The 14,468-nt window shown below is 64.7% G+C and carries 13 protein-coding genes and 1 pseudogene; 3 read left to right on the top strand and 11 right to left on the bottom strand.

Annotation, left to right across the window (positions count from 1 at the left end; genetic code table 11):
• Nucleotides 1–25: 25 nt before the first annotated feature.
• Entirely contained in the window at nucleotides 26–1,276 is a 1,251-nt protein-coding gene (locus MFF21_RS14170; RefSeq protein ID WP_238311777.1) for a glycosyltransferase, read from the top strand.
• An 801-nt stretch (nucleotides 1,277–2,077) separates the two neighbouring features.
• On the opposite strand, the gene MFF21_RS14165 is transcribed toward MFF21_RS14170, so the two are convergent.
• The 8 genes from MFF21_RS14165 to MFF21_RS14130 all read right to left on the bottom strand — a co-directional run bounded on the left by MFF21_RS14165 (nucleotide 2,078) and on the right by MFF21_RS14130 (nucleotide 10,200).
• Complete coding sequence (locus MFF21_RS14165; RefSeq protein ID WP_238311776.1) at nucleotides 2,078–2,458, bottom strand: hypothetical protein; 381 nt, start codon at nucleotides 2,456–2,458, stop codon at nucleotides 2,078–2,080.
• A 24-nt stretch (nucleotides 2,459–2,482) separates the two neighbouring features.
• Nucleotides 2,483–3,160 (bottom strand): orotate phosphoribosyltransferase, encoded by a 678-nt coding sequence (locus MFF21_RS14160; RefSeq protein ID WP_238311775.1) that lies wholly within the window; start codon nucleotides 3,158–3,160, stop codon nucleotides 2,483–2,485.
• Nucleotides 3,157–4,242 carry a dihydroorotase gene (gene pyrC, locus MFF21_RS14155; protein ID WP_238311774.1) on the bottom strand — a complete coding sequence of 362 codons (1,086 nt, stop codon included), beginning with the start codon at nucleotides 4,240–4,242 and terminating at the stop codon, nucleotides 3,157–3,159. The genes MFF21_RS14160 and pyrC overlap by 4 nt, the downstream gene beginning before the upstream one ends.
• Entirely contained in the window at nucleotides 4,239–5,531 is a 1,293-nt protein-coding gene (locus MFF21_RS14150; RefSeq protein WP_238311773.1) for a Zn-dependent hydrolase, read from the bottom strand. The genes pyrC and MFF21_RS14150 overlap by 4 nt, the downstream gene beginning before the upstream one ends.
• On the bottom strand, nucleotides 5,528–6,472 hold the full coding sequence (locus MFF21_RS14145; protein ID WP_238311772.1) for a dihydroorotate dehydrogenase: 945 nt from the start codon (nucleotides 6,470–6,472) through the stop codon (nucleotides 5,528–5,530). Before MFF21_RS14145 ends, MFF21_RS14150 begins: the two co-directional genes overlap by 4 nt.
• Complete coding sequence (locus MFF21_RS14140) at nucleotides 6,469–7,338, bottom strand: dihydroorotate dehydrogenase electron transfer subunit (RefSeq protein WP_238311771.1); 870 nt, start codon at nucleotides 7,336–7,338, stop codon at nucleotides 6,469–6,471. The genes MFF21_RS14145 and MFF21_RS14140 overlap by 4 nt, the downstream gene beginning before the upstream one ends.
• A 464-nt stretch (nucleotides 7,339–7,802) precedes the next feature.
• Nucleotides 7,803–8,753 carry a hypothetical protein gene (locus tag MFF21_RS14135; RefSeq protein WP_238311770.1) on the bottom strand — a complete coding sequence of 317 codons (951 nt, stop codon included), beginning with the start codon at nucleotides 8,751–8,753 and terminating at the stop codon, nucleotides 7,803–7,805.
• Nucleotides 8,754–8,946: 193 nt separating this feature from the next.
• Nucleotides 8,947–10,200 carry an MFS transporter gene (locus MFF21_RS14130; protein WP_238311769.1) on the bottom strand — a complete coding sequence of 418 codons (1,254 nt, stop codon included), beginning with the start codon at nucleotides 10,198–10,200 and terminating at the stop codon, nucleotides 8,947–8,949.
• Nucleotides 10,201–10,648: 448 nt separating this feature from the next.
• Here MFF21_RS14130 and MFF21_RS14125 point away from each other — a divergent pair, with 448 nt between their 5' ends.
• Together MFF21_RS14125 and MFF21_RS14120 are read left to right on the top strand one after the other, a co-directional pair.
• Nucleotides 10,649–11,563: a helix-turn-helix domain-containing protein gene (locus tag MFF21_RS14125; protein ID WP_238311768.1), complete on the top strand. Its 915-nt coding sequence runs from the start codon at nucleotides 10,649–10,651 to the stop codon at nucleotides 11,561–11,563.
• Nucleotides 11,564–11,622: 59 nt separating this feature from the next.
• Nucleotides 11,623–12,219: an SLOG cluster 4 domain-containing protein gene (locus tag MFF21_RS14120; protein ID WP_238311967.1), complete on the top strand. Its 597-nt coding sequence runs from the start codon at nucleotides 11,623–11,625 to the stop codon at nucleotides 12,217–12,219.
• 116 nt (nucleotides 12,220–12,335) lie between these two features.
• Here the strand turns inward: MFF21_RS14120 and MFF21_RS14115 are convergent, their stop codons facing one another.
• The 3 genes and pseudogenes from MFF21_RS14115 to MFF21_RS14105 form a co-directional block, all read right to left on the bottom strand.
• Nucleotides 12,336–13,037, bottom strand: a complete 702-nt coding sequence (locus tag MFF21_RS14115; RefSeq protein WP_238311767.1) for an orotate phosphoribosyltransferase — start codon at nucleotides 13,035–13,037, stop codon at nucleotides 12,336–12,338.
• A gap of 226 nt (nucleotides 13,038–13,263) precedes the next feature.
• Nucleotides 13,264–13,569: a hypothetical protein gene (locus MFF21_RS14110; protein WP_238311766.1), complete on the bottom strand. Its 306-nt coding sequence runs from the start codon at nucleotides 13,567–13,569 to the stop codon at nucleotides 13,264–13,266.
• A gap of 694 nt (nucleotides 13,570–14,263) precedes the next feature.
• Nucleotides 14,264–14,468, bottom strand: a pseudogene (locus tag MFF21_RS14105) (IS5/IS1182 family transposase); the annotation flags it as partial.

Genomic DNA, 14,468 nt, shown 5'->3' with positions numbered 1-14,468 from the left:
GGACTTATCCAGCGAGCAGCGGGCCATGGCGCGCCGCCCCTACCGGGTTCTGTTCCTCCACCAGAACTTCCCCGCCCAGTTCCGGCACGTCGCTCAGGCGCTGGACCGGCGGCCGGACGTCGAGGTTCTCGCCGTCACGCGCGAGGGCAACGCGCTGCCCCGGATCGTGCGCACGCTCGCCTACCCCCATCGCCCGGATCCTATTCTCTTCGAGCATCCGGTGGCCGAGCATTTCGCCAAGCGGACGGCCCGGGGGCTGGCCGTGGCGCGTTTCCTCGCTTCGCTCAAGGCCTCGGGCTACGAGCCCGATATCGTGGTCGGCCATGGCGGCTGGGGCGAGACCCTGTTCGTGCGCGACGTCTGGCCGAAGGTGCGGCTGATCCTGCACGCGGAGTTCTACTACGCGGCGGAGGGCAGCGACGTGGACTTCGATCCCGAATTCGCCCCCGCTCTCGACGGAGATCCCCTGGTGCGCGCCCGGGTCCGCGCTCGTAACGCCGCGATGACCCAGGCGCTCGTCGACGCCGATCTCGGCATCGCGCCCACCGCCTTCCAGGCCTCGACCTTTCCGCCTAGCCTGCGGGAGAAGATCCTGATTGCCCACGAGGGTATCGACACGGCCCTCGTGAGCCCCCGCCCGGACGCTACGCTCACCCTGACGATCCCGGCAGCCGGCCGGACCTTGACGCTGGGGCCCGGCGACGAGGTCGTGACCTTCGTCAACCGGACATTGGAGCCCTACCGGGGCTACCATGTCTTCATGCGGGCCCTGCCCGAGATCCTCGCGCGCCGGCCGCAGGCCCGGGCGGTTATCGTCGGTGATGCCGCTGGCGGCTACGGGCCGGCCCCCCCCAAGGGATCGACCTGGAAGGACGTCTTCCTCCGGGAGGTCGGGTCCCGGCTCGATCTCGCCCGCGTCCATTTCGTCGGCCGGCTGACCTACGAGGCCTATCTCGCGGTCCTCCGGATCGCCGCGCTCCACGTCTACGCCACCTATCCCTTCGTGCTCTCCTGGTCGATGCTCGAGGCGATGAGCGCGGGCGCCCTTGTCCTTGCCTCCGAGACCGCGCCGGTCCGGGAGGTCCTCCGCCATCGGGAGAACGGGCTCGTCTTCCCCTTCTTCGCGCCAGACGTGCTCGCCGAGCGCGCCATTGCCGCCCTCGCCGACCGGGCCGACAGCGACCGCCTGCGAACCGCTGGCCGCCAAAGCATCATCGAGACATTCGACTTGGTATCGATCTGCAATCCGCGGCTGGAACGAATAATCCTCGATTGATAAATCGAGCTTCATCAAGCTAACGACGCACAACGACTGGGTCGCGGGAAGCGGCCGGTTTTCCGATGCGTTCGAATTCGATCCGCGCCACGCTGGAACCGCGAAGATGTCCGCTGCGTGACGTGCTTGTGAATTCGGCACGGACCCGAGGCTGATGCGGATCGGAGCGCGTTGAGCACCCGGATCGAGCCGCCTGGGGGGGGCGGATCTGGAAGACGCGAGCGTTGTCGTTGCGGGCGAGATGGCGCCAGCGCACCTGTACCATCCCGGTCACAGAGCGGGATTGTCGCGCGGGCTTACAGCGCGGAAGGGCCTGATTGGAAAGTGGCGGAGACAGAGAGATTCGCCGCGGCAGGCCCTAGTCCATTACAAATAAAAGGCTTTTGCTCGCTCCAATCCGAGACTTCGTAGCAATGTTTCGGAGCACCCGTCAAATGGGGAGCAGGTTCGTCGATGCACGGTCACCTGCCGGCAAAGCTGTCGGCTTCCAGCGCACGAACCAGCAGTGCCGACAACTCGCGATGCCGTTGGCTGGTGCCGGCGCGAGCAGTGGAGCGGAGCCGCTTGGACTTGACCGCATTGCGTCTGTTGCGCGGCCCGGCAAACCCTTCCGTGCCACCAGGAGCGGTTGTAGCCCCGAGGGTAGCTGGACCGTTCGCCCTCCTGGGCTGCCGCCGGGGAGGGCGGTGTGCACAACGAAATTCCCAAAAGAGCAGTGGCAATTACCACCCTCATCCGTTTGGCAGACTCGAATTCCGCCCGCCGCCAAACTGTTTTTCTCCGATACTTGCCGAAGAGAGCCTACCCCAACTCGATTCGGGCGAACTCGTTCAGAATGTCGACCTGCTTCGCCGGAGTGAGCTCGTCGTACCGGCAGGAGCCAGCCAGGAGATCGACCATCCGGCGCTGGGCTTCTGCCGCGACCTCGACACTCAACGGCATCTCCTCGTAGTTCCAGATGTAGGTCCGGACTATCGCGGTAAGCAGCGCCGTCAGCGCCGCATGCCCGGAATGGGATTGTCCATGCTCGGCGAGCTTCTGGAGCAGAGTCACGAACGTGCGGACGCCGCCAGGCTGCTGCCGGAACCAAATCAGAATTTCGTCCATGTCGTTGCCCGTCGCCACGTATCGCGGACCCTCCGCAGCGTCCGCGTCCAGGTGCGCGGTATCCTCGTTCTGCATCGCTCAGAGACTCTGATGTTGGAACTAGAGGGAAGTTGCGGATTGCGCGCGGCCGCCATGCGCCGTGGACCACGCCACCGGGTCGGAGAGGAATTCCTCGATGATACCGCGGTCCTTGTTGGAGAGGCCGTCTCCGGCGACGCGCAGCACGTCCGTCCAGGTCGCCAGCGGATGCAGATCCACTCCTGCGCGCCGCAGACGGTCTTCCGCGCCGGGAAAAGCGTCGTGGTAGAAGATGGTCAGAGCATGCTCGACGACCGCCCCAGCGGCGCGCAGACCGCGGACGAAGGCCAGCTTGCTGGTGCCGTCCGTCGTCAGATCGTCCACGAGCAGGACACGTCGGTCTTCGACGCTGCCGCCTTCGACCTGCGCGTTGTGGCCGACGCCGAGGGGACGCTTGCGCACGTAGCCGAGACGGCATGCGAGGCGGTCCGCAAGGGTCGTGGCGAACGGGATGCCGGCAGTCTCGCCGCCGGCGACCATGTCGAACGCATCCGCAGAGAACCTGTCGCGGATGAAGTCGACGGCGATGGAGGAGATGTCCCGGCGCACGTCCGCCTCGGCCAGGAGCCGGCGGCAGTCGACGTAGACCGGACTGGCCCATCCTGCCGCGAGCACGAAGGGGCGTTTGTGGCCGACCTGTATCGCGCCGCTTGCGAGCAGGAGGCGTGCGACCGCCTCCCTGCGCTCCGTCTGCGTCATGGTTCGACCTCCGCGATGGTCCAGGGAAGCGGCTCGCCTCCCCTGAAGACGGCGACTGATGTGTCCGAGACTTCGACGGACGCGGCGAGGACGCTGGTCCGCCGCTCAAGCGCGATGGTTCCCGAGTTCGGATCGAGGCCGTGGAAGCGCGCACCGTTGAGGGAGGCGAAGGCCTCGAAGTTCCACAGCGCCCCTTCCTCGTCGAAGACCTGGACGTAGGTCTGCAGGGCGGTTGCTCCCACGAACACGCCCGCGCAGCCGCAGGAGGCCTCCTTCGCCTCCCGGACGTGCGGCGCCGTATCGGTGCCGATGAAGAAGCAGGCTTCCCCCGAGGTCGCCGCTTTGCGCAGGGCCAAGCGGTGGCGCTCGCGCTTGGCGACCGGCAGACAGTAGAGATGGGGCCGCAGGCCGCCCTGGAACAACGACGTCCGGTTGATCACGAGGTGGTGGGGCGTGATCGTCGCCGCGACCCGCGGCGCATGCGCCCGCACGAGATCCAGCGTCTCGGCTGTCGTCGCATGCTCCACGACCACCTTCAGGCCTGGATGCCGGGCCAGGAGCGGCCGCAGGCTCTCGTCCATGAAGACGCGCTCCCGGTCGAACACGTCCACGGAAGGATCGGTAGACTCTCCGTGGACGAGGAGAGGCATGCCGATCCGCTCCATGCGCTCGAGCACGGGCGCGAGGCCGGGGATGTCGGTGACCCCATGGTGCGCGTTCGTAGTGGCCCCCGCGGGGTAAAGCTTGGCGGCGAGCCAGACACCTTCGGCATGCCCCCGCTCGATCTCGCCGGGATCGGCAGCGTCGGTCAGGTAGCAGGTCATCAGGGGACGGAAGTCGGATCCGGGCGGCAGGGCGGCAAGGATCCGCGCGCGATAGACCTCGGCGGCCTCGACCGTGGTCACCGGCGGCACGAGATTGGGCATGATGATCCCGCGTGCGAACTGCGCGGCGGTGTAGGGCAGGACGGCCCTCAGCATTTCGCCGTCCCGCAGATGCACGTGCCAGTCGTCGGGGCGGCGGATGACGATCCGCTCCGGGTGCATCGCAGGGACGGCGTCGAAGAGGGCGTCCACGCTCATGCGCACATCCTGCGGATGCAGCCGCGCAGCACGGCGACGCCGGCCACGAAGTCGTCGAGGTCCATCGACTCGAGCGGGTTGTGCGAACCGTTCTCATTGCGGACGAAGATCATCCCGGTCGGGATCCCTGCATTCGCGAACACCGCCGCGTCGTGTCCGGCGCCGCTGGGCAGCGTCTCGTCGGGCAGTCCGAGTTCGCGGGCCGCCCGCTTCAGTTCTTCGATGAGACCGGCATCCATGACGGCGGGCGCCGACTCGACCCTGCGGTCGAACTCGAACGTGACACCGCGATCCTCTTCGATCATGCTGCATTCGGACCGGAACAGGTCGTAGAACGCTTCCAGCGTCTCCCGGTTCTGGCTGCGCGCCTCGAAGCTGAAGCGGATCAGGCCGGGGATGCGTGCGATCGCATGCTCGGCCGCATCGGTCCCGACGACGCCGCAGGTGACGACCAGATCCCGGCCGCGTTCGAGCAGAGTGCGCCAGTGCCGATCGAGGTGGGTGATCAGCTCCGAGGCCGCGAAGACCGCATCCTTACGGAGCCAGCGCGGAACGGCGCCGGAATGCCCCGGCGTGCCGTGGCAGGTGACGACGCGGTGGCGGACATTCCCGCGGATGCCGGTGACGATACCGACCGGCAACCCCCGCGCGGTCAGCACCGGGCCTTGTTCGATGTGCAGTTCGAGCCAAGCCGCCACGCCTGCCGGGTCGAGGAGCGGCTCGCCGCGTTCGACCCGATCGACGTCCACGCCGACCGCCCGCATGCAGGTTGCGAGCGTGGTTTCGCCCCTGCCGTCGGCCGTCGCGAGATCGGCGGGCGACAGTTCGCCGAAAAGGGCGTGCGATCCGAGATAGGCCTTGCCGAAGCGCGCGCTTTCCTCGCCGCGCAATCCGAAGAGCTTGATCGTCCGTCGCGGCCGGACGTTCTCCCGGCACATGCCGACGAGGACCGCGAGGCCTGCGACGACGCCCGCGGCACCGTCGAAGTTTCCGCCCTGAGGCACCGAATCGAGGTGCGAGCCGCAGGCCACGAACGGCAGCTCCGGCTCGGTTCCCTCCAGCGTGACGACAAGGTTGGCGCCCGCATCACGCGCGGTTTCGAGGCCGGCGCGGCGCGCGGCGGCGTCGACGATGTCCAGGGCTTCGGATTCCTTGGGGCTGTAGGCTTCCCGGGTAATGCCGACGCCGTCGCCGGTGGCAGCCCGCAAGGCGTCGAACAGCGTTTCGGCAAGCTGCCGGTCGGCGTCGGCCGACGCCGATCCGAGGGCGGAAGCGGTGGACGGTTTCATTGCGGCGCCACCCAGGCGAGATCCGGCTCGTCCGCCTCCTCGTTGACCACGGCGCCGATCAGGTCGGAGACGCGCGCGATCTCGCGGCGCTCGCAGAACCGCCCGAGACCGTCGATGATCGCCGTCATCGCACCCGGCTGGACGAACGTCGCGGTTCCCACTTGGACGGCGCTCGCTCCAGCCAGCAGATATTCGACCGCATCCTCGGTCGTCGAGATTCCGCCGCAGCCGATCACCGGGATGCGGACGGCCTGCGCGCATTGGAAGACATGGCGCAGCACGATGGGCTTGATCGCCGGACCGGACAGGCCGCCCATCACGTTGCCCAGGCACGGCCTGAACGTGTTCAGATCGATCGCCATCGCGAGGATGGTGTTGGCGACGACCACGGCGTCCGCCCCGGCGGCTTCGGCTGCCCGTGCGACATCGGGCAGTTCGCCGGTATTCGGCGTCAGCTTGGCCCAGATCGGCAGGGTGGTCGCCGACCTCATCTGCCGGATCACCGCCTCCGTGGAGGAGGCGCGCATGGCGAAGGCCTTGCCGTCCTCCTCGATGTTCGGACAGGAGATATTGGCCTCGATCGCACTGATGCCGGGCAATGTCAGCTCGGCCGCGAGACTGGCGAAGCCTTCCGCGGTCGGAGCCGAGATGCTGACGACGAGCGGCGTCCGGTAGCCGGCATAGGCCGGCATCGTATGCTCCAGGAAATAGGGTATCCCTTTGGACGGAATCCCGATGGCGTTGAGGAGGCTGCCGGGCCGCTCGGCGACCCGCGGCAGCGGATTGCCGGTCCTCAATTCCCGGGTGATCGTCTTGGTGACGAACGCGCCCAGCCGCTCGAAGTCGATGACCTTGCTCAAACCCTCGGCAAATGTCCCGGAGGCCGGCATGACGGGATTGGCAAGTTTCAAATTGCCAATCTGAACGGATAGATCGGTCAAGGCAGCGCCTCCTGGAGATCGAATACAGGCCCGTCCCAGCAAACACGCCGATGAATTATTTCTCCTCCGACATTGAAATCGCGGACACAGCAGTAGCAGAGGCCGATGCCGCAGGCCATCTGCTGTTCCATGGCGACTTGGCCGGGAATTCCAAATTCACGGGCGAGTCGCTGCTGAACGCGCATCAGCCGGCTCGATCCGCAGGTGAAGAAGGCGTCGCAGCGATCCTCCTTGATCAGCCCACGCAGGATCCTCTCGACATTGGCGGGCCCGCTGGTGCTTTCCGCGTCCGTCACACAGACGACGTCCGCACCGTGAGACCGGAACAGATCGACAGAGAGGAGCAACTCGGTTCGGCGTGCGCTGAACAGGGCGGTGACAGCGATTCCTTTTGCTTTCGCGGCCTGCGCGAGCGGCGCCAGGGTCGCGAGACCGGCGCCACGTCCCACGGCCACGATGTGCCGCCAGGAAGGGTCGAGGGTAAAGCCGACACCGAGGGGCCCCATGATGTCGAGGCGCTCACCGGCTTTCAGGGTTGCGAGACCACGCGTACCCGCACCGGTGACCTTGTAGAGGAACTCGACCTCGCCCTGAGCGGGATCGGCACCGTACAAGCTCATCGGTCTGCGGAGATAAGGCTGCTCGCCGAGCGGATGGGGGCAGAGCAGTTGGAAGAACTGTCCTGGCTGCGCAGCGGCTGCGATCTGGCCGCAGCGCACAACGAGGTGCCGATACTCCGCATTCACCGGATCGTTTCGGATGATGTCGGCAGGTTCGGCGACGATCGTAGGCGACCAGCATGTGCCGCCCATGATCCCCGGGAGCGGATGCATTGACGATTCGATAGGTGGGGCGATCTCGGTCATCGACTTGCTCGGAGTTCGCAGCGGAAGGCCGGCCTGTCGGCAGCGCTTCGATCAAAGGGCGCAGCGCAGCCCTTTCGAAGGATCCGCGGCAGGGGGAGGACGCACCGACGCGCCCAATGATTGTGACAGGGCGCCGTATAAATACAAGGACATTTCTTTTTTTTTAGACGCGGCGGGCGCGGCGAGTCATCCGTTTGTCCGTCGCGCACAGCCGTCCTGGCGAACCCGCCTCTGGCGCACTTTTCGACGAAACGGAGCCGGTTCGTCGAACGAAAGCGTGATGGTACGAACCTGGAGACGTGACCCAACCCAATCTGGGCGGGCACGGCTCCCAGTCTCGCTCACAGAACTCCCGCTGCGCTGTCGCTATCAGAGACAGAACGCCCGGTGATCAAGGGTTTTGTAAGCTGCGCGAGAGCCGCTTTTTCTCCCGCGGAAGCAGCACCACTTCCGCGGAAAATGCTCTAGAAGGCGTGAATGATGAAGCCAGCCTGGATGTTCTTGGACTCGGCTCCGATGCGGTACCTCTGGTCCTCTCCGAACTTGTTTCTCCAATACTGGAAGCCGATAAAGGCCTCAAGGCGGTTCGGCTGGTTATAGAAGTATTTCCCAAGATCGAAAAGGAGATTCGAGCGCGACAACCACTCCGTCTCTGTCGCTTGTCCGAAACCGTTGCGCCCCTTCGGCAAAACGATGTTGCTGAACCCGGCAAGACGAAGCGGCAAGCCGGTGAATGCCAGCGGAATATTATAGCTGATCTCGAACTCTGGGACGAGATTGAACTCCACGCTACGCATGGGTTCTACGACGATGCCATTGCGGTTGAACTCTTTGTAGGCATGCACTGCCACGTTGATGAAGCCTGCCGGCACGTCGAGGGCAAACACCAAGCCGGTCACTCCAACGCGCTTGCGTGGCCCAAAGGCGGTATCCTTTCCATTCAGATCGAAACCGTAGGACAATGAAAAGTCTTTGATCAGGCCAGGTACAGCGAAGGTTTTCGGCGCGGTGAATGCGTTTCCGCTCAGCGATCCGCGGTAGACGGCATAGACCTCTGTCGCCCCGACGCCGGTCTGGATACGATTGTTCGGAAAGGCAAATCCGGTCGGATCCTGCGATCCGGACTTGATGACATCGATATTCACAAAGTTGGTGCCGTAGCCGAAGTTGTCCGCGTGCGTGAAGAAGGTGATATTCTTCGGCACACCTCTGCCCTCGCGCGGATCGCCTTTCACGGCGCGGAGGCCGGGCTCGCGGGAATCGTCGAGGAAGCGGTAGCCGGCCGTCGTATCCGAGAAGACGAAGAAGGACGGCGCCGGTGCGTCGGGTGTGTGGACGGGGGCGGGCGCATCTGCCGCTTGAGCCGCTACGATCGCTGCGAGACCGAAGCCGGCTCCAAGAATCATCCGCTTCATGGATATATCGTGCCCCTCATAAGGGAATTGGACTTGGGAGTGCTGTTTATTCAGGGGGAAATACTGTCGGAGCCGGTGCGCGGCTTGGCTCAACCGCACCGGTTCGTCCAAGGGAGCGGCCTTCGATCCCGCAGGCGGCCCGCCGCACCGGGTCGATCGCGCGTCCCGCGGGATCGACCGCTCCGGTTCGACGTCAGGTCAGCTCGACACCCCGCCGCTCAGGGATGAGGAAGAGGAGAGCGAAGATGTCGAGCACGTACAGCAGCGACAGGAGGCTGATCGCGGTGTTGAAACCGTATGCTGTCGCAATCGCGCCGACCGCCACGGGACCCAGGCCGCCAACGGCGCGTCCGAGGTTGAAGAGGACGTTCTGCGCCGTCGCCCGGGCAGCGGTGGGATAGAGTTCGCTGATGAGCGCCCCGTAGCCTCCGAGCATGCCGTTCACGAAGAAGCCCATGACCGCTCCGGCAACGAGAAGGGCGGCCGCGTCGGTCAGTCGCGAGTAGAGAACGACCATCACGGCGGCGCCGATCATGTAGGTCAGGAAGGCGGGGCGCCGGCCAATCCGGTCGGCCACGTGTCCGAAGACGAAGATGCCGGTGGCCATGCCGGCAATCGTCACGCTCGTCCAAGTCGCCGATTGAGCGAGGCCATAGCCAAACCGGGTCGAGAGGTAGTTCGGCAACCAGATCATCACGCCGAAATAGCCGAAGTTCTGCACTGAGCAGAGAATGACCATTCCCAGGCTCAGCTTGGTTGTCTCGGCATCCTTGACCAGTAGCTTCAGCGGCAGGCGCGGCGCGGCCTGACGATGCTGGCGATCAACGAAGACATCCGGCTCATGAAGCGAGTGCCGAATGAAGTAGGCGATGACCGCAGGCAGGACGCCGATCGCGAACATGCCTCGCCAGCCGATGTGCGGCAGAAGAAGGGGCGTCACGAGGGCGGCGCTCAGGACGCCGAACTGCCAGCCGAGGCCGACGTAGGATGAGGCTCTCGCGCGCTTGGAGGCCGGCCACGTTTCGGCCACGAGGGCCATGCCGATCCCGAATTCGCCGCCGAGTCCGAGGCCTGCGATCGTGCGGTACGCGAGAAGATCCCAATAGCCCTGCGCTAGGGCGCAGAGGCCGGTGAAGACGGCGAACAGGATGATCGTCCAGGTGAGGACCTTCACACGGCCGATGCGATCCGAAAGCATGCCGAACAGAAGGCCGCCCATGACGGAGCCGACCAGCGTCGCCGTCACCAGGGATGCGCCTTCCGACTGGCTGAGGCCGAGATCGGCGGCGATCACCTTGAGCATGAAGCCGAGGATCAGAAGATCGAAGCCGTCCATCGCATAGCCGAGGGCCGAGCCGACCAGGGCCTTGCGGGCGGTTGTGTCGACGTTCTCCGGCAGTAGCCCGGGCGTGGATACAGCCTCTTCGGCTGGCAAGGTGCGTGTCATCTGATGCTCCCTGCCCGGTGCCTGCGGAGGTTCCGACGCCGCATCGGCTCGCGCGGCTGTGCCGCGCCGACCACTTTTCCCGGGCTGTATGGCGGTTCCGATCCAGCGGAGACGTCGTCCGCCGGTCCGTTTTTGAGTGTCACGGACGAGTATATATTTCAAGACAGATCTATAAATGTGGATGCACGCGAGGTGGTCAGCCCACCTATTTTTATTGCACCGCAACAGTGAGATATGCGCACAAGTCGGATCTCTGCTGCCGATTTCCGCAAATAGGGCCTGAGCCATGCGTAAATTACATGCGCGCTTGATGGACATGCAGGAAATTTGTGCAACAAGGCTGCGTCGCGGCGGGTGCCATGCGACGGCTCATCGACCTTGCCTGTTCAACCCCTGAAGTCTATTTTTCGAGACACCTGGGCAAGGCGAGGCACCTGGGCAAGGATGGATGGCGACTGTGTTCGAAGAGATCGGAAGGCGCCTACGTGCTTATCGCATCGGTAGCGGCCGCACTGCCGAGGAGCTGGCCAGGGATCTCGGAGTGTCCCGCGCACTCGTCTACAAGATCGAAGCCGGTGAGGTGATCAAAATCGAAACGCTTGATCGCCTTTCGACCGTGCTGGGCACGTCGATGGCATCCCTTTTGGGAGTCGGTGTTGAGTACTATTCCAGTGCGCTCGGATATTTTGAGCGCATGCGTCAGGTCGAAGAAGAGTCCGATCAAGTCATAGCCCATTTTCCGCCGATTTCTTACCTGTTATCATCCGATCAATACAAAGATCATTTGCGGAAGATGTTGGTCGAATCGCTCGGCCCTGAGGGTCCGAGTGAAAAGCAGTCCGATGAAATCGACGCGGTGATAGCGGTTCTGAACGAGCGCAAGGCCGCGCGGAGGACGAGGCATTTTAGTGTCGTCAACTTCGTGACGGTTCCGGAAATCGAACGTTTCCTCCGCCTCGGCGTCGTGGGGCGCTTCGATCTGCCGGAGGACGAACTGGCGCGTCGCCGGATCGCGGCTCGATTGGAAATTGAGCATCTTCTGCGCCTCATCGAGAGCGAGCCCATGGGGGTGCAGATCGCTTTGATCGAGGAAACGTTGCCGAACGTCACCTTCCAGCTCTTCAAAGGCAGCCGCCGCACGATGGTCGGCCTCAGTCCGTTCCGCCTCGGCGGCGAGCTTCCGAACATCCGCACCGGCGTCGCGACCTTGACCGCCGACGAGGAACCGGTCCGTCTCTATGAGTCCCTGACCGCCGATCTCTGGCAAAGAGCTCACAAGGGGTCGGATGCCGTTGCGCTCCTGCGGACGGTTCTCGATCGATCCGGGGAACCGGATTCCGTCCGCCTGCAGCGCGCCTCGTGAACGGGGACGAGGCCGACCTCGAACGGCGGCTCCACGTCGACAGAACACGCAATCTGCTCATGGACGGTCGGGGTCGGTCCTTCCGTCCGGACACGCGGTGCTGGAGTGAAGCGGGTTCCGGGCACGACGGCGAGTGCGTCGATGCCGTGGCGGCGGTCCGCTGGCTGCAGCGAGACAGCGGCTCGCCGCTGCGCTGGCCGGTGGCGGTAGTGGGAACGCGAGCCGCCACCGATGCCCAGAGGTCCGCGGCGGAGGTCGTGGGGATGGGCTTGGCCAGTGCCGGACTGACGGTCCTGTGCGGCGGCCGGGAGGGCGTGATGGAGGCCGTCTGCCGCGGCGTGGCGAGGGCGGGCGGTGTGAGCGTCGGGCTCCTGCCCGACGGGGATGTTTCGGGGGCCAACGACTTCGTGACGATTCCGCTCGCCACCGGTATCGGCGTCGCACGCAACGCTCTCATCGCCCGGGCGGCCTTCGCCATGATCGCCGTCGGGGGAGGCAACGGCACCTTGTCGGAGATCGCCTTCGCCCTTCAGTTCGGGAGACCGGTCTTCACTCTGGGGGGCGCCCCCGAGCCCGACGGCGTCCGCCGCTGTACGGACGCGGCCGATGCGGTGGAAGGCATCTGTCTGCAGATCCTGGGTCTGGCTCCCGCCTAGAGCGTTTTCTGCGGAAGCGGCTGCCGGTTCCGCGAAAGAAAATGCGTCACTATCAAATAGATAGAGCATTTTCGTGATCCAGGAATCATGGAAAAATGCTCTACGAGACGATCGGTTCAGCTCTGACCAAACTCTGAAATTCCCCCGTGAGCGGCGGACCATTTGGCCGGCTCGTTCAGAAAGCTTTCGACTTCGTCGAGCACGGCGCCCTCGAAATGCCCGCTATCCTTCGCGACGGCGAGGACGTCCCACCACGTGGTCAGGTAGTGGAGGTGGACACCCAGCTCGTCCATCAACTCGCGGCTTTTCGGAAAGATGTCGTAGTAGAAGAATACGAAACAGTGATCGACGTCCGCCCCGGAATTCCGGAGAGCCTGACAGAAGTTCACCTTGCTGCGTCCGTCCGTTGCGAGATCCTCGACAAGCAGAGTCTTGGCGCCCACAATCACCTCGCCCTCGATCTGCGCATTCCGGCCAAACCCTTTGGCCTTCTTGCGCACGTACTGCATCGGCAACATCAGGCGGTCGGCAATCCACGCGGCGAAGGGAATACCGGCAGTCTCGCCGCCCGCGATGTTCGTAATCGACTCGTAGCCGATGTCGCGCACGATCGTTGCCGCGGCGAAGTCGATCAAGGTAGACCGCAGGCGCGGATAGGAGATGATCTTGCGGCAGTCGATATAGACCGGGCTCGCCCAGCCAGACGTGAAGATGAACGGCTTGCTCTCGTAGAAATTCACGGCCCTGATTTCCAGAAGCATCTTCGCGGCTTCGCGAGCGATCAGGCTCCGGTCGATGGGCAGGAAGGACATGGCCATGCGCGTGTTCTCAACGTTGACGGATACGCCTCCCGCATTCGCACTGGAGGCTAGAGGCCCGATCTCCTGGCGAAGTTCCTTCCTGCCGACGGCAGACCGCGTCAACCCGCAAACGGATCCAAATCGCGCCGAAGCACAGATCTTCGCCCGATCCGGAGGTCTGGACATCCTATGGTTCCCGCGAGCGGATGCGCCTTTCCTCGCGCCGCTTCAAAGCCGAGGGAAGCTAGGCGAGCTTCATCTGCGCCATGCGGTCCAGGAGCGCGAGCCGCTCCGCGGCCGGACGCCCTTCCAACCGCTCCATTTCTTTCACGTAGCCGAGCATGGTCGCGAATATCGAACTTCCCGTTTCGGCATCGCATGGACTCTCCTCGTAGAGGCTCACGATCCTGCCCGCGAGGTGCCGCAAGACGAAGACGAAGGCCGGATGCGCCGCGGCCAACCTTTCGTCGGAGCGAAGACGTTGCAGCAGGGCTTTGTATGTATTCACGCCGTCGTGCTGGCGCTCCAGCCAATCCAGAAGATCGTACATCTTTCGACATGTTCCCGATAAGGTCTGCGGGTAGGTCCGTGTCGCGGGAGGACGGCATCCTGCGATCGGACCCGGAGGGGATCCGGAACTGGAGGCCGACCGCGGGCTTCAGATCTCCCGACGCCTGCGGATCGCACCACGCGCCGGCTGCCTGTGCACCGTCGTACCCAGGTCTCTTCCGGACCGCGGCACGGCAATGGCGGCGCTCCATGCCTCAATCATCACATATCTGTCCGCAGCGGAAGAGCTCGTCGTGCACGCCGCCACGACATCGCATCGCCCGAGGCATAGCCGCTCGAGGATGCCGGAAGCTGCATTGCCGCCGTGCGACCTCGGCATCCCGACGACCGTCGACCGTTCGAGAGGCCGGCACACGGCCTCTTGAGGCGGACCGCCGCCATTCTCCGGCGGCGATCGATTTGGCGGTTCCGCTGCGCCGCGGAGGGGGGCAATTGGACGACGGCCCGCCGTCCTCGGCCAACATCTGCGTGGCCGACCCTCCGAGCGAGGTTCCGCCGGATCGATCTGCGGCGGGCGCTATGCCGGTCGCCGCGGGTCGGCTTGCGGCGGCCGATGCGCAGAGTCCGGCCACGCCCTCCACCGCCAGCGGCTCCGTCTGTGTTTCGGCCTGCAACTTTGACCCCGTGAGGCTGGGGATCGGCGTCCAATTCTGCCCCCCTAGGGCGCGGACTCATTAAGCTCGCAGCCAGACCCGCAGGGCTGCGAGCTTGACGCTGGCGAGGAAGTTGTCTGGGTCCTTGTCGTAGCGTGTGGCAACAGCTCGGAAGTGTTTGATCTTGCTGAAGAAGCGCTCGACAAGATTACGGTACTTGTACAGGAACGGGCTGAAGGCCAGCACCTGCTTGCGATTGGGCATCGGCTTCACATTCGCCCACGCA

This window comes from Methylobacterium organophilum, assembly GCF_022179465.1.
Taxonomy (GTDB): Bacteria; Pseudomonadota; Alphaproteobacteria; order Rhizobiales; family Beijerinckiaceae; genus Methylobacterium; species Methylobacterium organophilum.
The sequence above is the reverse complement of the archived record's forward strand: the minus strand, read 5'-3'. Positions and strand labels throughout refer to the sequence as shown.